This is a genomic window from Streptomyces spinosisporus (assembly GCF_022698145.1).
Taxonomy (GTDB): Bacteria; Actinomycetota; Actinomycetes; order Streptomycetales; family Streptomycetaceae; genus Streptomyces; species Streptomyces spinosisporus.
On sequence record NZ_JALDAX010000017.1, the window covers coordinates 72,482 to 95,337 of the forward strand.

20 protein-coding genes are annotated in these 22,856 nt (G+C 69.9%); 16 read left to right on the plus strand and 4 right to left on the minus strand.

The features are described from left to right. Window positions 1-16: 16 nt before the first annotated feature. From ftsW to MQN93_RS34135, 9 genes are all read left to right on the plus strand, one after another. Window positions 17-1,351, plus strand: a complete 1,335-nt coding sequence (gene ftsW / locus MQN93_RS34095) for a putative lipid II flippase FtsW (RefSeq protein WP_016435851.1) — start codon at window positions 17-19, stop codon at window positions 1,349-1,351. A gap of 33 nt (window positions 1,352-1,384) precedes the next feature. After that, on the plus strand, window positions 1,385-2,482 hold the full coding sequence (gene murG / locus MQN93_RS34100) for an undecaprenyldiphospho-muramoylpentapeptide beta-N-acetylglucosaminyltransferase (RefSeq protein ID WP_016435852.1): 1,098 nt from the start codon (window positions 1,385-1,387) through the stop codon (window positions 2,480-2,482). 35 nt (window positions 2,483-2,517) lie between these two features. Further along, entirely contained in the window at window positions 2,518-3,318 is an 801-nt protein-coding gene (locus tag MQN93_RS34105; RefSeq protein WP_016435853.1) for a cell division protein FtsQ/DivIB, read from the plus strand. Between the two features lie 279 nt (window positions 3,319-3,597). Beyond that, window positions 3,598-4,797, plus strand: coding sequence for a cell division protein FtsZ (gene ftsZ, locus MQN93_RS34110; RefSeq protein ID WP_016435854.1), 1,200 nt, complete (start codon window positions 3,598-3,600; stop codon window positions 4,795-4,797). Next, window positions 4,794-5,531: a peptidoglycan editing factor PgeF gene (gene pgeF / locus MQN93_RS34115; protein ID WP_016435855.1), complete on the plus strand. Its 738-nt coding sequence runs from the start codon at window positions 4,794-4,796 to the stop codon at window positions 5,529-5,531. Before ftsZ ends, pgeF begins: the two co-directional genes overlap by 4 nt. Before the next feature lie 5 nt (window positions 5,532-5,536). Then, window positions 5,537-6,256, plus strand: a complete 720-nt coding sequence (locus MQN93_RS34120; protein ID WP_016435856.1) for a YggS family pyridoxal phosphate-dependent enzyme — start codon at window positions 5,537-5,539, stop codon at window positions 6,254-6,256. Between the two features lie 127 nt (window positions 6,257-6,383). After that, the gene (locus MQN93_RS34125) at window positions 6,384-7,025 is read left to right on the plus strand and encodes a cell division protein SepF (RefSeq protein WP_016435857.1); all 642 of its coding nucleotides are present in this window, start codon (window positions 6,384-6,386) and stop codon (window positions 7,023-7,025) included. A 73-nt stretch (window positions 7,026-7,098) separates the two neighbouring features. Further along, window positions 7,099-7,383 carry a YggT family protein gene (locus tag MQN93_RS34130; protein ID WP_016435858.1) on the plus strand — a complete coding sequence of 95 codons (285 nt, stop codon included), beginning with the start codon at window positions 7,099-7,101 and terminating at the stop codon, window positions 7,381-7,383. Window positions 7,384-7,439: 56 nt separating this feature from the next. Beyond that, window positions 7,440-8,618, plus strand: coding sequence for a DivIVA domain-containing protein (locus MQN93_RS34135; protein WP_016435859.1), 1,179 nt, complete (start codon window positions 7,440-7,442; stop codon window positions 8,616-8,618). 180 nt (window positions 8,619-8,798) lie between these two features. On the opposite strand, the gene ileS is transcribed toward MQN93_RS34135, so the two are convergent. Continuing rightward, window positions 8,799-11,936: an isoleucine--tRNA ligase gene (gene ileS, locus MQN93_RS34140; protein WP_242712554.1), complete on the minus strand. Its 3,138-nt coding sequence runs from the start codon at window positions 11,934-11,936 to the stop codon at window positions 8,799-8,801. Window positions 11,937-12,542: 606 nt separating this feature from the next. Here ileS and MQN93_RS34145 point away from each other — a divergent pair. The 6 genes from MQN93_RS34145 (at window position 12,543) to MQN93_RS34170 (ending at window position 18,403) form a co-directional block, all read left to right on the plus strand. Further along, a complete protein-coding gene (locus tag MQN93_RS34145) occupies window positions 12,543-13,817 on the plus strand; it encodes a TraR/DksA family transcriptional regulator (RefSeq protein WP_242712555.1) in 1,275 nt (424 codons plus the stop codon). Between the two features lie 61 nt (window positions 13,818-13,878). Then, on the plus strand, window positions 13,879-14,454 hold the full coding sequence (gene lspA, locus MQN93_RS34150) for a signal peptidase II (protein ID WP_242712556.1): 576 nt from the start codon (window positions 13,879-13,881) through the stop codon (window positions 14,452-14,454). 43 nt (window positions 14,455-14,497) lie between these two features. Further along, window positions 14,498-15,442, plus strand: coding sequence for an RluA family pseudouridine synthase (locus MQN93_RS34155; protein WP_242712557.1), 945 nt, complete (start codon window positions 14,498-14,500; stop codon window positions 15,440-15,442). Next, window positions 15,439-15,924 carry a GNAT family N-acetyltransferase gene (locus MQN93_RS34160; protein ID WP_242712558.1) on the plus strand — a complete coding sequence of 162 codons (486 nt, stop codon included), beginning with the start codon at window positions 15,439-15,441 and terminating at the stop codon, window positions 15,922-15,924. Before MQN93_RS34155 ends, MQN93_RS34160 begins: the two co-directional genes overlap by 4 nt. A gap of 74 nt (window positions 15,925-15,998) precedes the next feature. Then, window positions 15,999-17,585 (plus strand): Na+/H+ antiporter, encoded by a 1,587-nt coding sequence (locus tag MQN93_RS34165; RefSeq protein WP_242712559.1) that lies wholly within the window; start codon window positions 15,999-16,001, stop codon window positions 17,583-17,585. A 77-nt stretch (window positions 17,586-17,662) separates the two neighbouring features. After that, on the plus strand, window positions 17,663-18,403 hold the full coding sequence (locus tag MQN93_RS34170) for an SDR family NAD(P)-dependent oxidoreductase (RefSeq protein ID WP_242712560.1): 741 nt from the start codon (window positions 17,663-17,665) through the stop codon (window positions 18,401-18,403). 40 nt (window positions 18,404-18,443) lie between these two features. On the opposite strand, the gene MQN93_RS34175 is transcribed toward MQN93_RS34170, so the two are convergent. Continuing rightward, complete coding sequence (locus MQN93_RS34175) at window positions 18,444-19,571, minus strand: mechanosensitive ion channel family protein (protein WP_016435867.1); 1,128 nt, start codon at window positions 19,569-19,571, stop codon at window positions 18,444-18,446. Between the two features lie 107 nt (window positions 19,572-19,678). On the opposite strand from MQN93_RS34175, the gene MQN93_RS34180 reads away from it, so the two are divergent. After that, window positions 19,679-20,248 carry a dienelactone hydrolase family protein gene (locus tag MQN93_RS34180; protein ID WP_242712561.1) on the plus strand — a complete coding sequence of 190 codons (570 nt, stop codon included), beginning with the start codon at window positions 19,679-19,681 and terminating at the stop codon, window positions 20,246-20,248. Window positions 20,249-20,255: 7 nt separating this feature from the next. On the opposite strand, the gene MQN93_RS34185 is transcribed toward MQN93_RS34180, so the two are convergent. Continuing rightward, window positions 20,256-21,926, minus strand: coding sequence for an alkaline phosphatase D family protein (locus MQN93_RS34185; RefSeq protein WP_242712562.1), 1,671 nt, complete (start codon window positions 21,924-21,926; stop codon window positions 20,256-20,258). Between the two features lie 78 nt (window positions 21,927-22,004). Further along, complete coding sequence (locus tag MQN93_RS34190; RefSeq protein WP_242712563.1) at window positions 22,005-22,844, minus strand: thioredoxin domain-containing protein; 840 nt, start codon at window positions 22,842-22,844, stop codon at window positions 22,005-22,007. Between the last annotated feature and the right edge of the window lie 12 nt (window positions 22,845-22,856).

A 22,856-nucleotide genomic window follows, 5' to 3' on the forward strand; every position in this document is an offset into this window, starting at 1 on the left:
CGCAGCGGAGGCGCTGATGCCCAGTAGCCGTACCGGACGGCCGCCCGTTCAGCGGGCCGCCAGACGTCCCGCCACCGCCCGGCCGGCGCGCGAGAACCCCGTGATGCGGCTCTACGCCAACGCCCGCAGGGCCTGGGACCGGCCGCTGACCGCGTACTACCTGATCTTCGGCGGCAGCCTGCTGATCACCGTCCTCGGACTGGTGATGGTCTACTCGGCCTCCCAGATCACCGCGCTGCAGATGTCCCTGCCGGGCTCGTACTTCTTCCGCAAGCAGCTGCTCGCCGCCGTCATCGGCGGTGTGCTGCTGCTGATCGCCTCGCTGATGCCGGTCAAGCTGCACCGGGCGCTCGCCTATCCGATCCTCGCGGGCGCGATCTTCCTGATGGTCCTGGTGCAGGTGCCGGGGATAGGGCTGTCGGTCAACGGCAACCAGAACTGGATCGCGCTCGGCGGCTCCTTCCAGATCCAGCCCAGCGAGTTCGGCAAGCTGGCGCTGGTGCTGTGGGGCGCGGACCTGATGGCCCGCAAGCAGGACAAGAAGCTGCTCAACCAGTGGAAGCACATGCTGGTGCCGCTCGTCCCGGTCGCCTTCATGCTGCTCGGGCTGATCATGCTCGGCGGCGACATGGGTACGGCGATCATCCTGACGGCGATCCTGTTCGGCCTGCTGTGGCTGGCCGGTGCGCCGACCCGGCTGTTCGCCGGCGTGCTGTCGGTCGCCGCCGTCATCGGTGTGATCCTCATCAAGACCAGCCCGAACCGCATGGCCCGCCTGTCCTGCATCGGCGCCACCTCACCGCAGTCGGGCCCCGCCGACTGCTGGCAGGCCGTACACGGGATCTATGCGCTCGCATCGGGCGGAATCTTCGGATCCGGGCTCGGCGCGAGTGTGGAAAAATGGGGCCAACTCCCCGAAGCGCACACGGACTTCATCTTCGCCGTCACCGGTGAGGAACTGGGCCTGGCGGGGACACTGTCGGTGCTCGCCCTGTTCGCGGCTCTAGGCTATGCGGGTATCCGCGTGGCCGGACGCACGGAGGACCCCTTCGTCAGGTATGCCGCGGGAGGCGTGACCACCTGGATCACCGCGCAGGCGGTGATCAACATCGGTGCGGTGCTCGGCCTGCTGCCGATCGCCGGCGTCCCCCTCCCGCTGTTCTCCTACGGAGGATCCGCCCTGCTGCCGACCATGTTCGCCATCGGGCTGCTGATCGCGTTCGCGCGTGACGAGCCCGCTGCGCGGGCGGCGCTTTCCGCGCGGCAACCTCGCTTTGGTAGAAAGCGGGCGGGAGGCACCGCGCGGAACCGGGGGCCTCGGAGATGGAACACGATGCGACGGCGCGCCTAGACGGCGCGGTCGTCCGGAGAGCGGTGAATTTCGGTGCATGTCGTACTCGCCGGTGGGGGGACCGCCGGCCACATCGAGCCCGCGCTCGCCCTCGCGGACGCACTTCGCAGGCAGGACCCGACCGTGGGGATCACGGCCCTGGGCACCGAGCGCGGCCTCGAGACCACACTCGTTCCGCAGCGCGGCTACGAGCTCGCGCTGATCCCGGCGGTGCCGCTGCCGCGCAAGCCGACGCCCGAACTGATCACCGTCCCGGGCCGGCTGCGCGGCACGATCAAGGCGACCGAGCAGATCCTGGAGCGCACCAAGGCGGACGCGGTCGTCGGCTTCGGCGGCTATGTGGCGCTGCCCGGCTATCTCGCCGCCAAGCGCCTCGGTGTGCCGATCGTCATCCACGAGGCCAACGCCCGCCCCGGCCTCGCCAACAAGATCGGTTCTCGGTACGCGGCCCGCGTCGCCGTCTCCACTCCGGACAGCAAGCTGCGCGACGCCCGCTACATCGGCATCCCGCTGCGCCGCACGATCGCCACGCTGGACCGGGCGGCCGTACGCCCCGAGGCCCGCGCGGCGTTCGGACTCGACCCCAACCTGCCCACGCTGCTGGTCTCCGGCGGCTCGCAGGGCGCCCGCCGGCTCAATGAGGTGACCCAGCAGGTCGCGCCCTGGCTCCAGCAGGCGGGCATCCAGATCCTGCACGCGGTCGGCCCGAAGAACGAACTGCCGCATGTGCAGCAGATGCCGGGAATGCCCCCGTACATCCCGGTAAGTTACCTGGACCGGATGGACCTCGCGTACGCCGCTGCCGACATGATGCTCTGCCGCGCGGGCGCGATGACCGTCGCCGAACTCTCCGCCGTCGGACTGCCGGCCGCCTACGTCCCGCTGCCCATCGGCAACGGCGAACAGCGGCTGAACGCCCAGCCGGTGGTGAAGGCCGGCGGTGGACTGCTGGTGGACGACGCGGAACTGACGCCCGACTGGGTGCGGGCGAACGTGCTGCCCGTGCTCGCCGACCCGCACCGGCTGTTCGAGATGTCCCGCGCGGCCGCGGAGTTCGGCCGCCGGGACGCCGACGACCTGCTCGTCGGCATGGTGTACGAGGCGGTCTCGGCCGGCCGTGCACACCGTTAGCGACCGTATTCCGATGTAGGCGAAGGGCAGGAAGCGTGGCCGGACCGACCACCGCCGAGCGCGGTGAACGCCAGCAGGAGTCGTCCGGCCCGTCTCCGGTACGGCGGTTGAGGTGGAGACCGCCCAACCCTCGTACGATCATCATTCTTGTCATCGCGCTCGTTCTTCTCGGGGCGGGCGCGGTCTGGCTTTTGTACGGCTCCCCGTGGACGCGCGTGGAGCGGGTGTCCGTCTCCGGCACCCGGGTCCTGACGCCCGCCGAGGTGCGCGAGGCGGCCGACGTCCCCGTCGGGGGGCCGCTGATTTCCGTGGACACCAACGGGATTGAGTCGCGTCTGCGCCGTGAACTGCCCCGAATCGACACGGTTGACGTGGTTCGTTCCTGGCCCCATGGAATCGGCCTGAAAGTGGTTGAGCGTACTCCGGTTCTGATGGTGCAAAAAGGTGGAAAGTTCATCGAAGTGGACGATGAGGGTGTCCGTTTCGCCACGGTTTCCCAAGCCCCTAAAGGCGTTCCCGCACTGGAATTGGCGGTGCACTCCTCGGAGTCGTCCGCCGCGAGTCTGCGGCGCTTCGGCGAGGACGGTCTGGTGCGCGAAGCGGTACGTGTCGCGGGCGCCATTCCGGCCTCCGTCGCCCACTCCACCGAAGCCGTCAAGGTGCGTTCCTACGACGACATCTCACTGGAGTTGAGCGACGGCCGGACCGTCGACTGGGGAAGTGGTGAGAAGGGCGCCGCGAAGGCCCGTACGCTCACCGCTCTCATGAAAGCGGCGCCGGATGCGCGGCACTTCGACGTCTCGGTTCCCACCGCCCCTGCGTCATCGGGGAGTTGACGCACATCCGCGCAGGCCAGCACCCTGGTTGGGCAGCGCTACGGCTGATCACATAGGGTGAAAAGAAAAACGGGAGGTTCGGCGTGTTCGTTGAACGTGCGCCACTTGTCGACTTAGTGTCCTGTTCGGAAGAGTCCAGCGAACAGACACACTGGTAACCCTAAACTTCAACGTTAGGGTTCGGGTCGGCGTACGGACCGTCCCATTCGGCATCAGTCGTACGACCGCGGCAAGACCCGCGAGAGGACGACACGTAACTCGAGGCGAGAGGCCTTCGACGTGGCAGCACCGCAGAACTACCTCGCAGTCATCAAAGTCATCGGTGTCGGCGGCGGTGGTGTCAATGCCATCAACCGGATGATCGAGGTCGGTCTCAAGGGCGTCGAGTTCATCGCCATCAACACCGACGCGCAGGCGCTGTTGATGAGCGACGCCGACGTCAAGCTCGACGTCGGCCGCGAACTGACGCGCGGACTCGGCGCCGGAGCCAACCCGGCCGTCGGCCGCAAGGCCGCCGAGGACCACCGCGAGGAGATCGAAGAGGTCCTCAAGGGGGCCGACATGGTCTTCGTGACGGCCGGTGAAGGCGGCGGCACCGGCACCGGCGGCGCGCCCGTCGTGGCCAACATCGCCCGCTCCCTGGGCGCCCTCACCATCGGTGTGGTCACCCGCCCGTTCACCTTCGAGGGACGGCGCCGGGCCAACCAGGCCGAGGACGGCATCGCCGAACTCCGCGAAGAGGTCGACACCCTCATCGTCATCCCGAACGACCGGCTGCTGTCCATCTCGGACCGCCAGGTCTCGGTGCTCGACGCCTTCAAGTCCGCCGACCAGGTTCTGCTCTCCGGTGTCCAGGGCATCACCGACCTCATCACCACGCCCGGCCTGATCAACCTCGACTTCGCCGACGTCAAGTCCGTCATGTCCGAGGCGGGTTCGGCGCTCATGGGCATCGGCTCGGCCCGCGGCGACGACCGCGCGGTGGCCGCGGCCGAGATGGCGATCTCCTCCCCGCTCCTCGAGGCGTCCATCGACGGCGCCCGCGGTGTGCTGCTCTCCATCTCCGGCGGCTCCGACCTCGGCCTGTTCGAGATCAACGAGGCCGCACAACTGGTCAGCGAGGCCGCCCACCCCGAGGCCAACATCATCTTCGGCGCGGTGATCGACGACGCCCTCGGCGACGAGGTCCGGGTCACCGTGATCGCGGCCGGCTTCGACGGCGGCCAGCCGCCCTCCAAGCGGGACACCGTCCTCGGCTCGTCCTCGACCTCGGCCCGCCGCGAGGAGACCACGCCCGTACGGCAGTCCGAGAGCAGCCGCCCGTCCTTCGGCTCACTCGGCAGCGTCACGCCGAAGGAGGACGCCGAGCCCGCGCCCGAGCCGGCGAACGACATCCAGGTCGCCCCGCCGGTCCCGCCGTCGCGGTCCTACGCGGACAACGGCGCGGAGGAGCTGGACGTGCCGGACTTCCTGAAGTGATAGGACAGCGCTCCGCAACGAGCACAGTGGACGGCGCGCACTTCGCCTTCACCGACCGGTGGGGCGGGGTGAGCGCCGTTCCGTACGAGGAGCTCAACCTCGGCGGCGCGGTCGGCGACGACCCCGAAGCCGTACGGACCAATCGCGAACTGGCGGCCAAGTCCCTCGGCCTCGACGCGGCCGGGGTGGTCTGGATGAACCAGGTGCACGGGGCGGAGGTGGCCGTGGTCGACGAACCGTGGGGCGATCGCCCCGTACCGGAGACCGACGCCGTCGTCACCACGCGACGCGGTCTCGCTCTGGCCGTCCTCACCGCCGACTGCACGCCCGTCCTGCTGGCCGACCCGGTCGCCGGCGTCGTCGCCGCGGCCCACGCGGGCCGGCCCGGCATGGTCGCCGGAGTCGTTCCCGCCGCCGTGCGCGCGATGACCGAACTCGGCGCCGAGCCGGGCCGGATCGTGGCCCGCACCGGACCCGCCGTGTGCGGCCGGTGCTATGAAGTGCCCGAGGCGATGCGCGCCGAGGTGGCGGCCGTCGAGCCTGCGGCGCACTCCGAGACGAGCTGGGGCACGCCCGCGGTCGACGTGACCGCCGGAGTGCACGCCCAGCTCGAACGGCTCGGGGTGCACGACCGGGAGCAGTCGCCGGTGTGCACGCTGGAGTCGGGCGATCACTTCTCGTACCGCCGCGATCGCACCACGGGGCGACTCGCGGGATATGTCTGGCTGGACTGAGGGACATGACGGGTCGAAAGGACGAACTCGCCGCGAACCTGGCGAAGGTGGAGCGTCGTATCGCCGACGCCTGCGAGGCGGCCGGGCGGGCGCGCGAGGAGGTGACCCTGATCGTGGTCACCAAGACGTACCCGGCGAGCGACGTGCGGATCCTGTCCGAACTGGGCGTGCGGCACGTGGCGGAGAACCGGGACCAGGACGCGGCACCCAAGGCCGCGGAATGCTCGGATCTGCCGCTGACGTGGCACTTCGTGGGTCAGCTGCAGACCAACAAGGTTCGTTCCGTGGTCGGTTATGCCGACCTCGTGCAGTCCGTCGACCGCGCGCGGCTGGTCACGGCGCTCTCCAAGGAGGCCGTGCGGCAGGAGCGCGAGATCGGCTGTCTGCTTCAGGTCGCGCTGGACGCCGGCGAGGGCGGACGCGGGGAGCGCGGGGGCGTCGGGCCCGACGGAATCGAAGAGTTGGGCGAGATGGTCGCCCGGGCGCCGGGTCTGCGGTTGGACGGTCTGATGACCGTCGCGCCGCTCACCGGGCAGTATGCGGGACGTGAACTGGCGGCGTTCGAGCGGTTGATGGATTTGTCGACCGACCTGCGCCGAGCTCATCCGGCTGCGAACATGGTCTCGGCAGGAATGAGTGCGGACCTCGAGCAGGCCGTGGCGGCCGGAGCGACACATGTACGCGTCGGTACCGCGGTACTCGGAGTCCGCCCCGGGCTCGGGTAACGTCGCCAGGAAGTCGGACCACAGCAGAAAATATGGTCAATGTCGCCGAAGGCGGGCGAACGACCTCGTGGATCGCGGGCACTTGGCGGTAGTCGGTCGATCCACCACAGAGCGGAGGACTCAGAGCATGGCCGGCGCGATGCGCAAGATGGCGGTCTACCTCGGCCTCGTGGAGGACGATGGGTACGACGGCCGGGGATTCGACCCCGATGACGACTTCGAGCCCGAACTGGACCCCGAGCCCGAACGGGACCATCGGCGGCACGAACCGTCCCACCAGCAGCATGTGGCACATCAGTCCCAACGGGACGAAGAGGTACGAATCGTACAGCCTCCGGTGACGCGTGAACCGGTCGCCCGTTCCGCTTCGCTACCCGCGGAATCCGGTCGTCCGGCGCGCATCGCGCCCGTGGCGTCCATCACACAAGAACGCGCAAGCCTGGAGAAGAACGCACCGGTGATCATGCCCAAGGTCGTGTCGGAACGAGAGCCTTACCGGATCACCACGCTTCACCCGCGGACCTACAACGAGGCCCGTACCATCGGGGAACACTTCCGTGAGGGCACCCCGGTGATCATGAATCTGACTGAGATGGATGACACAGACGCGAAGCGACTTGTCGACTTTGCGGCCGGTTTGGTGTTTGGTCTTCACGGCAGCATCGAGCGGGTGACGCAGAAGGTGTTCCTGTTGTCGCCTGCTAACGTCGATGTCACGGCGGAGGACAAGGCCCGCATCGCAGAGGGCGGGTTCTTCAACCAGAGCTGAGACGCACGACCGGAATCAGCGGTAAAAAGCAGTACCCGGCAGCACGGAAACAGGGGAGAGGGAAGCACGAGTCATGAGCGTGGTCCTGGATGTGATCTACATCGCGCTGATGTGCTTCCTCATCGTGCTCATCTTCCGGTTGGTCATGGACTACGTCTTCCAGTTCGCCCGCTCATGGCAACCCGGCAAGGCGATGGTGGTCGTTCTGGAGGCCACCTACACTGTCACTGATCCACCGCTCAAGCTTCTGCGGCGGTTCATCCCGCCGTTGCGTCTCGGGGGCGTGGCGCTCGACCTGTCCTTCTTCGTACTGATGATCATCGTCTACATCCTGATCTCGATCGTGAGCCGGCTGTGATGAGCGATGTGACCTACCGTCTTGCCGAATGCCGACGACTACGTTGAGGTGAAGAGATGCCGTTGACCCCCGAGGACGTGCGGAACAAGCAGTTCACGACCGTCCGCCTCCGAGAAGGCTATGACGAGGACGAGGTCGATGCCTTCCTCGACGAGGTCGAAGCCGAACTGACCCGCCTGCTCCGCGAGAACGAGGACCTGCGCGCCAAACTGGCCGCGGCCACGCGCGCCGCTGCCCAGAATCAGCAGAACATGCGCAAGCCCCCGGAGGGTCCCGGCGGTCCTGGTGGACCCGGCGGCCCCGGTGGTCCCGGCCCGCAGGACCAGCAGCACCCGCAGCAGGGCATGCGCGGTCCGGGCGCTCCCGTGCCCGCCGGCATATCGGGCCCGCCGCAGCAGATGGGTGGCCCCATGGGTGGCCCGCCCCAGCTGCCGAGCGGCGCCCCGCAGCTGCCCGCCGGCCCCGGCGGTGGTCAGGGTGGTCCGCAGGGTCCCGGTCCGATGGGCCAGGGTCCGATGGGTCAGGGCCCCATGGGCCAGGGCCCGATGGGCGGCCAGCCTCCCATGCAGCAGCAGATGGGCGGTCCGATGGGTGGCCCCATGGGCGGCCCGATGGGCGGCCCCGGTCAGGGCCCCGGTGGCGACAGCGCCGCCCGAGTCCTCTCGCTGGCCCAGCAGACCGCCGACCAGGCGATCGCCGAGGCCCGTTCCGAGGCCAACAAGATCGTGGGCGAGGCGCGTTCGCGTGCCGAGGGCCTCGAGCGTGATGCCCGTGCCAAGGCCGACGCCCTGGAGCGGGACGCGCAGGAGAAGCACCGCGTCGCGATGGGCTCCCTGGAGTCCGCCCGCGCCACGCTGGAGCGCAAGGTCGAGGACCTGCGCGGCTTCGAGCGCGAGTACCGCACGCGTCTGAAGTCCTACCTGGAGTCGCAGCTGCGTCAGCTGGAGACCCAGGCCGACGACTCGCTGGCTCCGCCGCGTACGCCCGCGACCGCGTCGCTGCCGCCGTCCCCGGCGCCCTCGATGGCACCGGCCGGCGCGAGCGCCCCGTCGTACGGCGGCAACCAGACCATGGGCGGTGCGCCGAGCCCCGCTGCCCCGTCCTACGGCGGCCAGCAGCAGATGTCCCCGGCGATGACCCAGCCGATGGCTCCGGTCCGGCCGCAGGGCCCGTCCCCGATGGGTCAGGCTCCCTCGCCGATGCGCGGGTTCCTGATCGACGAGGACGACAACTGACGGCCCGCATGGTCAGTAGTACGCGATAGTCGTCGGCGGCGTTCAAAAAGGGCGGGGCTCCGGACTTCGGTCCGGGGCCCCGCCCTTTTACGCGTGTTGATCAGCGTTGCCGACGACTCACACCGAAGGGCCCGGCCTCCCCGCTGCGGGAAGGCCGGGCCCTTCGGGCTGTGTGATCGGTTACGCCTTGCGGAGGCGGAACGTCAGGCTCAGACCCTCGTCGGTGAAGGGCTCGCCGTAGGACCCGTCGGCCTCGCCCTGGGCGAAGTCCGTCGCCAGGACCTCGTCGGCGATCAGGCCGGCGTGCTCGGTGAGGGCGGCGACGACCGCCGGGTCCGTGGACGTCCAGCGCAGGGCGATGCGGTCCGCCACGTCGAGGCCGCTGTTCTTGCGGGCCTCCTGGATCAGGCGGATCGCGTCACGGGCGAGGCCCGCCTGCCGCAGTTCCTCGGTGATCTCCAGGTCCAGGGCGACCGTGGCGCCCGAGTCGGAGGCCACCGACCAGCCCTCGCGCGGGGTCTCGGTGATGATCACCTCGTCCGGCGCGAGGGTGATCGTCTCGCCGTCGACCTCGACCGACGCCGTGCCCTCGCGCAGCGCCAGGGACAGCGCGGCCGCGTCCGCGTTCGCCACGGCCTTCGCGACATCCTGGACGCGCTTGCCGAAACGCTTGCCCAGGGCGCGGAAGTTGGCCTTCGCGGTGGTGTCGACCAGGCTGCCGCCGACCTCGGAGAGGGAGGCGAGCGAGCTGACGTTCAGCTCCTCCGTGATCTGCGTGTGCAGTTCGCGGTCGAGCGTGTCGAAGCCGGACGCGGCGACGAGCGCCCGGGACAGCGGCTGACGGGTCTTCACGCCCGACTCCGCGCGCGTGGCGCGGCCCAGTTCGACCAGCCGTCGTACCAGGACCATCTGCTTCGACAGTTCCGGGTCGATGGCGGAGAGGTCCGCCTCGGGCCAGGTCGACAGGTGCACCGACTCCGGGGCGCCCGGGGTGACCGGCACGACCAGGTCCTGCCAGACCCGCTCGGTGATGAACGGGGTCAGCGGGGCCATCAGCTTGGTGACCGTCTCCACGACCTCGTGCAGGGTGCGCAGCGCCGCCTTGTCGCCCTGCCAGAAGCGTCGGCGCGAGCGGCGGACGTACCAGTTGGACAGGTCGTCGACGAACGCGGACAGAAGCTTGCCGGCGCGCTGGGTGTCGTAGGCCTCCAGGGACTGGGTCACCTGGTCGGTGAGCGCGTGCAGTTCGCTCAGCAGCCAGCGGTCCAGGACCGGGCGGTCGGCCGGGGCCGGATCCGCCTCGCTGGGCGCCCAGTCCGAGGTGCGGGCGTACAGCGCCTGGAAAGCGACCGTGTTCCAGTACGTCAGCAGCGTCTTGCGGACGACCTCCTGGATCGTGCCGTGGCCCACGCGGCGTGCCGCCCACGGGGAGCCGCCGGCCGCCATGAACCAGCGCACCGCGTCCGCGCCGTGCTGGTCCATCAGCGGGATCGGCTGCAGGATGTTGCCCAGGTGCTTGGACATCTTGCGGCCGTCCTCGGCGAGGATGTGGCCGAGGCAGACGACGTTCTCGTAACTGGACTTGTCGAAGACCAGGGTGCCGACGGCCATCAGCGTGTAGAACCAGCCGCGGGTCTGGTCGATGGCCTCGCAGATGAACTGCGCGGGGTAGCGGGCCTCGAACAGGTCCTTGTTCTTGTACGGGTAGCCCCACTGCGCGAACGGCATCGAACCCGAGTCGTACCAGGCGTCGATGACCTCCGGCACGCGCGTGGTCGTCTTCGCGCACGTCGGGCAGTCGAAGGTGACGTCGTCGATGTACGGGCGGTGCGGGTCCAGTTCGGACTGGTCGCTGCCGGTCAGCTCGGTCAGCTCGGCGCGGGAGCCGACGACGGTGAGGTGGTCGTCCTCGCAGCGCCAGATGGGCAGCGGGGTGCCCCAGTAGCGGTTGCGGGACAGCGCCCAGTCGATGTTGTTGTTCAGCCAGTCGCCGTACCGGCCGTGCTTGACCGTGTCCGGGTACCAGGCGGTGTTCTCGTTCTCCTGCAGCAGGCGGTCCTTGACGGCCGTGGTGCGGATGTACCAGGACGGCTGCGCGTAGTAGAGGAGCGCGGTGTGGCAGCGCCAGCAGTGCGGGTAGCTGTGCTCGTACGGGATGTGCTTGAAGAGCAGGCCGCGCTGCTGGAGGTCCTCGGTGAGCTTTTCGTCCGCCTTCTTGAAGAAGACGCCGCCGACCAGGGGGACGTCCTCCTCGAAGGTGCCGTCCCGGCGGACCGGGTTGACCACTGGCAGGCCGTACGCGCGGCAGACCTTGAGGTCGTCCTCACCGAAGGCGGGGGACTGGTGGACCAGACCCGTACCGTCCTCGGTCGTCACGTATTCGGCGTTGACAACGAAATGGGCCGGTTCCGGGAACTCGACGAGCTCGAACGGTCGTTGATAGGTCCAGCGCTCCATCTCGGCGCCGGTGAAGGTCTGGCCGGTGGTCTCCCAGCCCTCGCCGAGCGCCTTGCCGGCGAGCGGCTCGGCGACGACGACCTTCTCCTCGCCGTCCGTCGCCACGACGTAGGTGACCCCGGGGTGCGCGGCGACAGCCGTGTTGGAGACCAGCGTCCAGGGGGTCGTCGTCCAGACCAGGAGCGCGGCCTCGCCGGCCAGCGGACCGGAGGTGAGCGGGAAACGGACGTACACGGAGGGGTCCACGATCGTCTCGTAGCCCTGCGCCAGCTCGTGGTCGGACAGGCCCGTCTCGTCACGCGGGCACCAGGGGGCCACGCGGTAGTCCTGCACCAGCAGGCCCTTGTTGAAGATCTCCTTGAGCGACCACCAGACCGACTCGATGTACTCGGCGTCCATCGTGCGGTACGGGTCGGTGAGGTCGGTCCAGTACCCCATGCGGGTCGTGAGCTCTTCGAAGGCGTCCGTGTGCCGGGTCACCGACTCGCGGCACTTCGCGTTGAACTCCGCGATGCCGTACGCCTCGATGTCCCGCTTGCCCGTGAAGCCGAGTTCCTTCTCGACCGCAAGCTCCACCGGCAGGCCGTGGCAGTCCCAGCCGGCCTTGCGGGCCACGTGGTAGCCGCGCATGGTGCGGAAGCGGGGGAAGACGTCCTTGAAGACGCGGGCCTCGATGTGGTGGGCGCCCGGCATGCCGTTGGCGGTGGGCGGGCCCTCGTAGAAGACCCACTCGGGGCGGCCCTCGGACTGCTCCAGGGTCTTGGCGAAGATCTTCTGCTCGCGCCAGAAGTCGAGCACGGCGTGCTCGAGCGCGGGCAGGTCGACCTGGGCGGGCACCTGGCGGTACGTCGGCATTGTCATCAGCGAGCTTCCTCCGGCGGACTTGCTGCCTTCCGTCCGGAGGGACGAGAGCCGAGTCTTTCGATACGCCGGTTTCGGCGCGCTCCCGCGGTACCACCCTCCTTGGCCCGCCGGCGCAGGGTGTGCGACGGTGAGCCCCCTCATTGGGGTCGCGATGCCGGTTCTACTCGCCGCTGCTTCGACGCTGCGGCTTTCTTCCGGCGGCTCCGGGGTGATCTTCGCGTCGCGCTCGCCCCCGGGCTTCCACCGTCCCCGGGTCGCTCTGGGCTGCGTACGCCGCTACTCGTCCCCATCCATGCTTTTCCGCTCCGCCCAGTCTACGGCGCCCCGAGGACAGCATCAGACCGGTTTTCCCGGTACCTGGGGTTGCGGGTGCCGCGTGGTCGGGGATGACCCGAATGGAGCGGTACGCCTGTTCGCATCCTGGGACGGGCCGTCCGGCGGATTACCCCGCGGGGAGCTGGGCACAACGCATGCAGGCTTGCGGAGCGGCGTGCGTGAGCCGGGCGAATCGGGTGGTGTGCCCCGTTGCCGCGGGTCACAAGTCGATTTATCGTCCCAGCACGATTCGCGTGCAAGATCACAATATGTGAAGGGGCCGCGGCCATGGTGGCTAAGAAGACCGCCGTACAGCAGTCGGCGTCCGAACAGGCCACCGGCGGTACGGCCAGGGATGTGAGCGGCAACGGGAGCGGCGCCGCCCGCGGGGTGGCGCTGGTGCGGACGGTCCGGGAGGTGGTGGGCGAGGGGCCGGGGGCCGCCAGGACACCTGCACCGTCGACCGACGGCCACGGGAAGCCCGCCGGCAAGAAGAGGGCTACGACGGCCGGGGGCGGGGCAAAGGCGGGCACGTCCACGCGGACCGCGGCTGGAAGCGGCCCGGCCGACAAGAGTGCGACCACGAAGAGCGCGGCCAAGAAGAAGGCGACGGGGAAGCCTGCGGCAGCGAAGACCGGAGCCACGAAGAGCGCGGCCAAGAAGACCGCGCCCACCAAGGCCTCGGCCACGAAAGCCAAGAAGGCCACGAAGGCCACGACTTCTACGACGACGACCGGCAGAGCCACCGCCAAGAAGACCACGGCGACGAAGTCCGCGGTCGAGAAGACCCCGGCGGCCAGGAAGACCACGACCAAGAAAGCCACGACCAAGAAAGCCACGACCAAGAAAGCCACGACCAAGAAAGCCACGACCAAGAAAGCCACGACCACGAAACCGGCGGCCAAGAAGGTCACGACCGCCAGGAAGTCCACGCCCGCCGGAGCCACGGCCAAGAAGGCTGCGGCGAAGAAGGCGGTCGCAGGGAAGAAAAGCGCTCGTACGAAGGGCGCGGGTGTGGTGGGTGGGAAGAGTTCGGCCAAGACGGTGGGTGCGGCGCAGGCCGCGGAGGAGACGGGAGCCACGACGGTGGTTGCGAAGAAGACTCCAGGCACGGCCACGGCGGCCAAGACAGCCGTACCCAAGGCACGCGTGGCTGCGGCGGAGCCCGGTGAACTCGCCGTACGCCCCGGTGAGGACCCCTGGACCCCGGAAGAGGTCGAGGAGGCGCGTGCGGAGCTGCTGGCCGAGATGACCCGGCTGAAGGACGAGATCAGCTCGTCGGAGAGCGCCATCGTGGGCATGATGCGCGACTCCGGCGACGGCGCGGGCGACGACCAGGCGGACACCGGCACCAAGAACATCACGCGCGAGCACGAGATGGCCCTCGCGGCCAACGCCCGCGAGATGCTCACCCAGACCGAGCGCGCCCTGCAGCGACTGGACGCCGGCACCTACGGCCTGTGCGAGAACTGCGGCAACCCCATCGGCAAGGCCCGTATGCAGGCATTCCCGCGGGCCACCCTCTGCGTGGAGTGCAAGCAGAAGCAGGAACGCCGGTACTGAGGGGCAGGGTGGGCGTGTCGTACCCTCGTCCTCAGTCGAGTATCTAGGTTGAGGGACTCACGTGGCAGAGGCGGAGCGCATCATCGGTACCCCGGAGACCCCGGACACGGCGGGGACCGAGCCGGAGCAGGGCGGCACCGCACGCCCCAGGGGCAAGCGCCGTATCGCCGTGCTGTTCGCGGTTGCCGCGTTCGCGTACGCCCTCGACCTGATCAGCAAGATGATCGTGGTCGCCAAGCTGGAGCACCACGCGCCGATCGAGATCATCGGGGACTGGCTGAAGCTAGAGGCGATCCGCAACGCGGGCGCGGCCTTCGGCTTCGGCGAGGCCTTCACCGTGATCTTCACGCTGATCGCCGCGGCCGTGATCGTCGTGATCGCCCGGCTCGCCCGCAAGCTCTACAGCCTGCCCTGGGCGATCGCGCTCGGCCTGCTCCTCGGCGGCGCCCTCGGCAATCTCACCGACCGGATCTTCCGCTCGCCCGGCGTCTTCGAGGGCGCGGTCGTCGACTTCATCTCGCCCAAGGGCTTCGCCGTCTTCAACCTGGCGGACTCGGCGATCGTGTGCGGCGGCATCCTGATCGTGCTGCTGTCGTTCCGGGGGCTCGACCCGGACGGCACCGTCCACAAGGACTGAGCGCGCGGTCGGGGGTGTCCGACCCGTCCGGCATACTCGACGGGTGAGCACGATTCCCGAGATCCGTACCCTGCCCGTGCCCGACGGCCTGGAGGGCGAGCGCGTCGACGCCGCCATCTCCCGCATGTTCGGCTTCTCCCGTACGAAGGCCGCGGAGCTCGCCGCGGCGGGGAAGGTCACGGTCGACGGCTCGGTGGTCGGCAAGTCCGAGCGGGTGCACGGCGGGGCCTGGCTCGAGGTCGAGATGCCGCAGGTGGCCGCGCCCGTGCAGATCGTCGCGGAGCCGGTCGAGGGCATGGAGATCGTGTACGACGACGATGACGTGGTCGTGATCGTCAAGCCGGTGGGCGTCGCCGCGCACCCCAGCCCCGGGTGGAACGGCCCGACCGTCATCGGCGGCCTGGCCGCGGCCGGTTACCGCATCTCCACCTCCGGCGCCGCCGAGCGCCAGGGCATCGTGCACCGTCTCGACGTCGGCACGTCCGGGCTGATGGCGGTCGCCAAGTCGGAGCGCGCGTACACCTCGCTCAAGCGCCAGTTCAAGGAGCGCACGGTCGACAAGCGCTACCACACGCTCGTCCAGGGCCACCCCGACCCGACGAGCGGCACCATCGACGCCCCCATCGGCCGCCACCCCAACCACGACTACAAGTGGGCGGTCACCGCCGACGGCAAGCCGTCCGTCACGCACTACGACCTGATCGAGGCCTTCCGCGCCGCCTCCCTCCTCGACGTCAAGCTGGAGACGGGCCGCACCCACCAGATCCGGGTCCACATGTCCGCCCACCGCCACCCGTGCGTCGGCGATCTGACGTACGGCGCCGACCCGACGCTCGCCAAGCGCCTGCATCTGACCCGCCAGTGGCTGCACGCCGTGCGGCTCGGCTTCGAGCACCCCGGGGACGGGGAGTGGGTCGAGTTCACCAGCGAGTACCCTGCCGACCTGCAAAAAGCCCTGGACCAGGTCCGTGAGGAGACGTACGGATGAGCAGCACGCACGCGTACGAGGTGCGCGTCGCCGAGGAGAGCGCCGACCGGGAGGCCTGCTTCGCGGTCCGCAAGGAGGTCTTCGTCCGCGAGCAGGGCGTGCCCGAGGACATCGAGTACGACGCGTACGACGAGACGGCCGTGCATGTGCTGGCCGTCCGGGCGGACGGGGTGCCGCTGGGCACCGGGCGGCTGCTGCACGGGGAGGCGGCCGCGGCGAAGACCGGCGGCGACCTGACGGTGGGCTCGCTCGGCCGGCTCGCGGTGGCCCAGCAGGCGCGCGGCCTCGGCATCGGGGTGGCGCTGGTGCGGGCCATCGAGGACGTCGCACGCGCGCGTGGACTCGCAGCGGTGGACCTGCACGCGCAGACGCATGCGCTGGGTTTCTACGAGCGGCTCGGCTACGAGGCGTACGGCCCGGAGTATCCGGAGGCGGGCATCCCGCACCGGGCGATGCGGCGCGTGCTGCGGCCCACGGGCTGAACACCCTGGCGGGTGCGCGGGCGTGGCAGGCTTGAGCCCTGCCGCCGTACGTCGACCTGCCCGGAGCGCTGACCGTGGATCAGTTGGCCCTGCTGTTCGTGCTGTTGCTCGGGGCGGTGCTCAGCGTCCCGGTGGGGGACCGGTACGGGCTGCCGGCGCCGGTGCTGATGACCCTGCTCGGCATCGTGCTCGCGGTGCTCGACTTCGTGCCCAACGTCGAGATCCCGCCCGAGCTGATCCTGCCCCTGGTGCTGCCGCCGCTGCTGTACGCGGCCGTACGGCGCACCTCCTGGCGGCAGTTCGCGGCGAACCGGCGGCCGATCTTCCTGCTGGCGGTGGCGCTGGTCTTCGTCACCACGGTCTGCGTGGCCGTCGTCGCCCACTCGATCGTGCCGGGGCTGCCCGTCGCCGCCGCCGTGGCGCTCGGCGCGCTGGTGGCACCGCCGGACCCGATCGCCGCGACCGCGGTCGCGGGCCAGCTCGGGCTGCCGCGCCGGCTGGTGTCCATCCTGGAGGGCGAGGGCCTGTTCAACGACGTGACGGCGATCGTGCTCTACAACGTCGCGGTCGCCGCTGCCGTCAGCGGTGACTTCCACCCCGGGCGGGCCGCCCTCGACCTGGTGCTGTCCGCCGTCGTCGCCGTCGCCCTGGGGGTCGCCCTGGGCTGGGGAGCCAACCGGCTCCTCGACCTGCTGAACGACGCGACTCTCCAGGTCGGCCTGACGCTGCTCGTGCCGTATGCGTCGTACGTCCTCGCCGAGGAACTGCACGGCTCCGGTGTGCTCGCCGTGCTCACCACCGCGATGTTCCTCGCCGAGTACGGCACCGACCCCGACGACGTGCTGACCCGGCTCGCGGGCCACACGTTCTGGGACATCATCGACACGCTCGTCACGGGCGTCGCGTTCGGGCTGATCGGCCTGGAGCTGCACAACGCCCTGCGCACGGCGTCCGGGCGGTGGAGCGAGATGCTCGGCTGGGCCGGGGTGATCCTGGCCGTGGTCGTCGTCGTACGCCTGGTGTACCTGCTGCCGGCGACCTGGCTCACCAAGCGGCTGCACGCCAAGCGGGACCACGACGAGGACATCCCGATGAGCATGCGGGAGACCGTGGTCATGTGGTGGTCGGGGATGCGGGGGGTGGCCTCGGTGGCGCTGGCGCTGGCGATCCCGCTCACGACCGACGACGGCTCGGACTTCCCGGACCGCGACGAGATCGTGTTCATCGCCTTCGGAGTGATCATGGGCACCCTGGTGCTGCAGGGTCTGACGCTGCCGTGGCTGGTGAAGCGGCTCGGGGTGCAGGCCGACGCGGAGCACGAGAAGAAGTTCGAGCGGGAACTGGCCGAGCGGGCGGCCAAGGCGGCCCGACGCAGGCTCCACGAGATCGAGGAGGCCGAGGACCTGCCGGAGGAGCTCTCCGAGCAGATGCTGCGGCGGGCCTTCGAGATCGGGGTGCGGATCAGCCCGGACATGGGCGAGGAGGAGCGGCGCGAGGCGCACCGGATCCGGATGCGCAGGCTCAAGCGGATGCGCCGTATCCAGGGCGAACTGCTGAGCGCCGCACGGCACGAGGTGCTGGCGGCGCGCAGCGAGCCCGGTGCGGACCCGGAGATCGTGGACCGGGTGCTGCGCCATCTCGACGTACGCAGTCTGCGCTGATCCGCCGCAGGACGGCCCCGGCGCAGGCAGGCCCTATATCGTTCGCGACCGGCGGCCCCGCTTCGTAGGGTCGCCTCATGACGCGCAATGTGGTGATCAGTGGGGGCGGTACGGGAATCGGGCTCGCCGCGGCCCAGGTCTTCGCGGCGGACGGCGACCGGGTTCTGCTGCTGGGGCGCCGGGCGGACGTCCTCGACAGGGCCGCGGTGCCCGGAGCGCTGCGGCATGCGGCCGATCTCAGTGACACGGCCGCGGTGCGGGGCGTCGCGGATCTCGTGGCGCAGGAGTTCGGCACCGTGGACGTGCTGGTGCACGCCGCCGGAGGCACCGGGCAGCTGGAGCCCGGGTCCGCGAGCGACGACCCGCTCGACCGGGTCGCGCACAACTGGACCGTCAACTTCCGGATCAACACGCTGACCGCCGCGCTGCTCACCGAGGCACTGAAGGACCGGCTCGCCTCACCGGGCGGGCGGGTGCTGTTCGTGAGCTCCATCGCCGCGTACCGGGGGTCGGGCACCGGGGCGTACGGTGGAGCCAAGGCCGCCCTGCACCCCTACGCCCACGACCTGGCACGGGAGTTGGGGCCGCGCGGCATCACCGCGAACGTGGTCGCGCCCGGCTACATCGAGGACACCGAGTTCTTCGAACCGCGGATCGATCCGGCGCGACGCGAGCGGCTCATCGAGGACACCTCCGACAAGCGCGCCGGCACTCCCGGTGATGTCGCCGCGACCCTGCACTGGCTCGCCTCCTCCGGGGCGAGCCATGTCACCTCGCAGGTCGTCCAGGTCAACGGGGGTGCGGAGCGCGGACACTGAGACACTGGGCCCGTAGGGGCTCGTACCCGCCCGTACGGGCTCAGCCGCGTCCCGTACGGGGCGGCTCGTGGAAGCGGTTCGCGGTGGCGCCGTCGGCGTGGCCGTCGCGGTGTCCGTCGGGGGAGGTACGGCCCGGGGGCAGGACCGCGTCCGCGGTGTTGACGCGGGGCAGGGCGTACGGATGCGTCTTGCACAGCCAGTCGATCATCTGCTCGCGCACCGTGACCCGTACCGTCCAGATGTCGTCCGCGTCCTTGGCGGTCACCAGGGCGCGGACCTGGATGGTGTTCGGCGTCGAGTCGGTGACCACCAGACCGTAGGCGCGCCCGTCCCAGGCGGGGCACTCGCGCAGGATGTCCCGCAGCCTCTCGCGCATCTCCTCGATCGGCGCGGTGTGGTCGAGATGCCAGTAGACGATGCCCGTCATCTGGTTGCCGCCGCGCGACCAGTTCTCGAACGGCTTCGAGGTGAAGTACGACACCGGCATCGTGATCCGGCGCTCGTCCCAGGTCCGTACGGTCAGGAACGTCAGCGTGATCTCCTCGACCGTGCCCCACTCGCCTTCCACCACCACGGTGTCGCCGATGCGGACCATGTCGCCGAAGGCGATCTGCAGCCCGGCGAACATATTGCTCAGGGTCGACTGGGCGGCGACACCGGCGACGATGCCGAGGATGCCGGCCGAGGCCAGCAGCGAGGCACCGGCGGCGCGCATGGCGGGGAACGTCAGCAGCATCGCGGCTACGGCCACCACCCCGACGACCGCGGTGACCACGCGCATGATCAGCGACACCTGGGTGCGCACCCGGCGCACCCGGGCGGGGTCGTGGTGGGCGCGGGCGTAGCGCGAGTACGTCGTCTCCACGACCGCGGCCGCGATCCGCACCACCAGCCATGCGGTGGCGCCGATCAGTACCAGCGTCAGCGTCTGGCCGATGCCGGCGCTGTGCGTCCTGAACAGCCGTGCCTGGTCGTAGGACCCTCTCAGCATCGCCGCGCACAGCACGAGCTGGTAGGGCACCCGGCCGCGGCGCAGCAGCCCCCACAGCGGGGTCTCGCTGTGCCGCTCGTCGGCCTTGCGCAGCAGCTGGTCGGTGGCCCAGCCGATGACCAGCGTGAACACGACCGAGCCGCCGAACACGATCAGGGGGCGCAGTATGTTCTCCATGCCTCCGAACGTAACCGGCCCATGGGGGTCATGAACATGTGACTTCGCGCTCGAAGAGGGAACGGCCGCCGGGCGGCGTTGTCGGACCCGGCTGGCACCATGGCCTCATGAACATCATGCTCTTTCACTCGGCCTTCGGTCTCAGGCCCGCGGTGCGCGACGCCGCCGACCGGCTGCGCGGCGCCGGACACGAGGTGTGGACCCCGGACCTCTTCGAGGGGCGTACGTTCGAGACGGTCGAGGAGGGCATGGAGTTCAAGGACGGCATCGGCAAGGACGAACTGCTCAAGCGTGCCGTCCTGGCCGCGGCGCCCTACTCGGGGCGGGGTCTGGTGTACGCCGGGTTCTCGCTCGGCGCCTCCATCGCGCAGACCCTCGCGCTCGGCGACGAGAAGGCCCGCGGACTGCTGCTCGTGCACGGCACCTCCGACATCGCGCCGGACGCCTCGGTGGACGACCTGCCGGTCCAGCTGCATGTGGCGGAGCCGGACCCGTTCGAGACGGACGACTGGCTGAGCGCCTGGTATCTGCAGATGGGCAGAGCCGGCGCCGACGTCGAGGTGTACCGCTACGCGGGAGCGGGCCACCTCTACACCGACCCCGGTCTGCCGGACTACGACGAGGAGGCCGCCGAGGCCACCTGGCGGGTGGCGCTCGGCTTCCTCGAGAGCCTGTAGCGCGGGGCTACACGGGGTCGTAGGTGCGCTCGACCTTCTGCGTGCCGGACCGCGTGCGGTACGAACGCACCCAGCTGGACGTCGCGTTCCTGTCGGTACGGTCCGACAGGACGTAGTAGTCCATCTGCGCGCGCTCGGCGGTGATGTCCAGGACGCCGTAGCCGTGGCGGTCGGTGTCGACCCAGTGGACATGCCGGTTGGCGGCGCGGATGACCGGCGAGGCGATCGCGGAGACCGTGCCCTCGGGCACCTTCACGATGTCGTCGAGGTTGTCGGAGGTCACCGAGGTCACCACGAACTCCGTGGCGGCGGACGCCGACAGCGGGTACGTCCCGGCGTTCACCGGCACGTCGTTGGCCCACGCCATGTGGATGTCGCCGGTCAGGAAGACGGTGTTGCGGATCGCGTTGGAGCGCAGGTGCGCCAGCAGTTCGCGGCGGTCGTCGGTGTAGCCGTCCCACTGGTCGGTGTTGAGCGCGATGCCCTCCTGCGGCAGCCCGAGCAGCTCGGCGAGCGGCCCCAGCAGGTCGGCCGGGAGCGAGCCGACGGCGAACGGCGAGATCATCACCGAGTTGCCGACCAGCCGCCAGGTGGTGTCGGAGGCCTTCAACCCGGCCTTCAGCCAGTCCAGTTGGGCGCGCCCGGTGAGCGTGCGGTCCGGGTCGTCGACCGAACCGCTCGCGGTGGACGCCTGCTGCGAGCGGAAGGAGCGCAGGTCGAGCAGGGACAGATCGGCGAGCTTGCCGAAGCGCAGCCGGCGGTAGGTGGTGCCCGCGATCGCAGGGCGGACCGGCATCCACTCGAAGTAGGCCTGCTTGGCGGCCGCCTTGCGGTCCATCCAGGTGCCCTCGGCGCCCTCGGTGTGGTTGACCGCGCCGCCGGACCACGCGTTGTCGGCGAACTCGTGGTCGTCCCAGATCGCGACGACCGGCGCCTTGTGGTGCAGGGCCTGCAGATCCGGGTCGGTCTTGTACTTGCCGTGCCGGGTGCGGTAGTCGGCGAGCGTGAGGATCTCGTTGGCGGGCGCGTGCGGGCGGACGACGGTGCCGCGGTTCGCGTACTCGCCGGACTTGTACTCGTAGATGTAGTCGCCGAGGTGCAGCCAGGCATCGAGGTCGCCGCGGGCCGCGAGATGGCGGTACGAGGAGAAGTAACCGGCCTCCCAGTTGGCGCAGGAGACCACGCCGAAGCGCAGGCCGGACACGGCGGCGTCGGCGGCGGGCGCGGTGCGGGTGCGGGCGACGGGGGAGTCGGTGGGGCCGGCCGAGAAGCGGAACCAGTAGTCGGTGGCGGGTTCGAGGCCGCGTATGTCCGCCTTGACGGTGTGGTCGGAGGCGGCGGTCGCGGTGGTGGAGCCCTTGGCCACGATGTCGGTCAACGCCCTGTCCCGGGCGACGATCCAGCTGACCTCGGTGTCCGGACCGCGCCCGGAGCCGGGGACCGCGTCGGCAGTGGGTGTCACCCGGGTCCACAGCAGGATGCCGTCGGGCAGCGGGTCGCCGGAGGCGACGCCGTGCAGGAAGGCGGGGGTGTCGGCGGCGGCTCGGGCCGGGAGTGCGGCGGCGAGCGGGCCGGCCAGAGCGGCAGTCGCCGCCGCGGCCTTGACGACCGTACGGCGGCGGGGCGCAAGCGGGTTGAGGCTCTGGTTCGCCTCGGACGATCTGTATCGACTGGTCACGGGCGAACAGGTTACTGGCTGGTATGCGTCGGAGCGGGCGAACGCGGAAAGTTCGCCCGCTCTTCACCTGCGGCGGGGTCAGGCCTTGAGGGCCGCGCCCACCACGGAGTTGAAGTCGGCCACCGTCATGGGCGGGTTGCCGTCGGAGGCCTTGAGCTGCTTGCCGTCCATCACGAAGCTCGGGGTGCCGGTGACGCCGTCCTTGTTGGTGTCCCAGGTCTTCGACATGGCGAGCGCCCAGGCGTCGTACTTGCCGCTCTTGACGTCGCTCTGGAACGTCTTGTTGTTCTTCAGGGCGGGAACGGTCTGGGCGACCTTGATGAGGTAGTCGTCGCTCTTGAACTTGTCCGAGGTCTCCTCGGGGTGCCACTTCTTCGAGTACAGCGCCGTCTTGTACTCCAGGAACGCCTCGTCGCTCACGTTGAGCGCGGCGCCCATGGCCGCCATCGCGTTCTTGGAGCCCTCGCCGCGCGAGCCGATCTGGCCCTTGCCGAGGGAGTCGCCGTCGATGAACGTGCCACCGATGTACTGGATCTTGAACTTGCCGTCGTCGATGTCCTTCTTCACGGTCGACCCGACGACCTGCTCGAACGAGGCGCACACCGGGCACCGCGGGTCCTCGTAGACCTTGAGGGTCTTCTTGGCGCTCGCCTTGCCGATGACGACGGTCGTGCCGTCCTTGCCGGAGGTGTGGGCCGGTGCGACGACCTTGTCGTCCTTCACGGCCTCCCAGTGGGAGGGCTTGTTGGCCTGGACGACCGCGTAACCTATGCCGCCGGCCGCCGCCAGGACGACCACGACCGAACCGGCCACGATGGCCTGCCGCTTGGCCTTGGCCCGCTTGGCCTGGCGCTCGCGCTCCTGCCGCAGCCGCTCCCGGGCCGCCGTCTTCGCCGCCTGGCTGTTCCGCTTGCTCATGTTGGTGTTCTC

Excerpts from the sequence above, each read along its gene's own strand:
- ftsW (WP_016435851.1), top strand. The coding sequence starts at position 17 with ATGCCCAGTAGCCGTACCGGACGGCCGCCCGTTCAGCGGGCCGCCAGA.
- MQN93_RS34120 (WP_016435856.1), top strand. The coding sequence starts at position 5,537 with ATGACGGGTCGAAAGGACGAACTCGCCGCGAACCTGGCGAAGGTGGAG.
- MQN93_RS34125 (WP_016435857.1), top strand. The coding sequence starts at position 6,384 with ATGGCCGGCGCGATGCGCAAGATGGCGGTCTACCTCGGCCTCGTGGAG.
- MQN93_RS34130 (WP_016435858.1), top strand. The coding sequence starts at position 7,099 with ATGAGCGTGGTCCTGGATGTGATCTACATCGCGCTGATGTGCTTCCTC.
- MQN93_RS34135 (WP_016435859.1), top strand. The coding sequence starts at position 7,440 with ATGCCGTTGACCCCCGAGGACGTGCGGAACAAGCAGTTCACGACCGTC.
- ileS (WP_242712554.1), bottom strand. The coding sequence starts at position 11,936 with ATGACAATGCCGACGTACCGCCAGGTGCCCGCCCAGGTCGACCTGCCC.
- MQN93_RS34145 (WP_242712555.1), top strand. The coding sequence starts at position 12,543 with ATGGTGGCTAAGAAGACCGCCGTACAGCAGTCGGCGTCCGAACAGGCC.
- MQN93_RS34160 (WP_242712558.1), top strand. The coding sequence starts at position 15,439 with ATGAGCAGCACGCACGCGTACGAGGTGCGCGTCGCCGAGGAGAGCGCC.
- MQN93_RS34170 (WP_242712560.1), top strand. The coding sequence starts at position 17,663 with ATGACGCGCAATGTGGTGATCAGTGGGGGCGGTACGGGAATCGGGCTC.
- MQN93_RS34175 (WP_016435867.1), bottom strand. The coding sequence starts at position 19,571 with ATGGAGAACATACTGCGCCCCCTGATCGTGTTCGGCGGCTCGGTCGTG.
- MQN93_RS34180 (WP_242712561.1), top strand. The coding sequence starts at position 19,679 with ATGAACATCATGCTCTTTCACTCGGCCTTCGGTCTCAGGCCCGCGGTG.
- MQN93_RS34190 (WP_242712563.1), bottom strand. The coding sequence starts at position 22,844 with ATGAGCAAGCGGAACAGCCAGGCGGCGAAGACGGCGGCCCGGGAGCGG.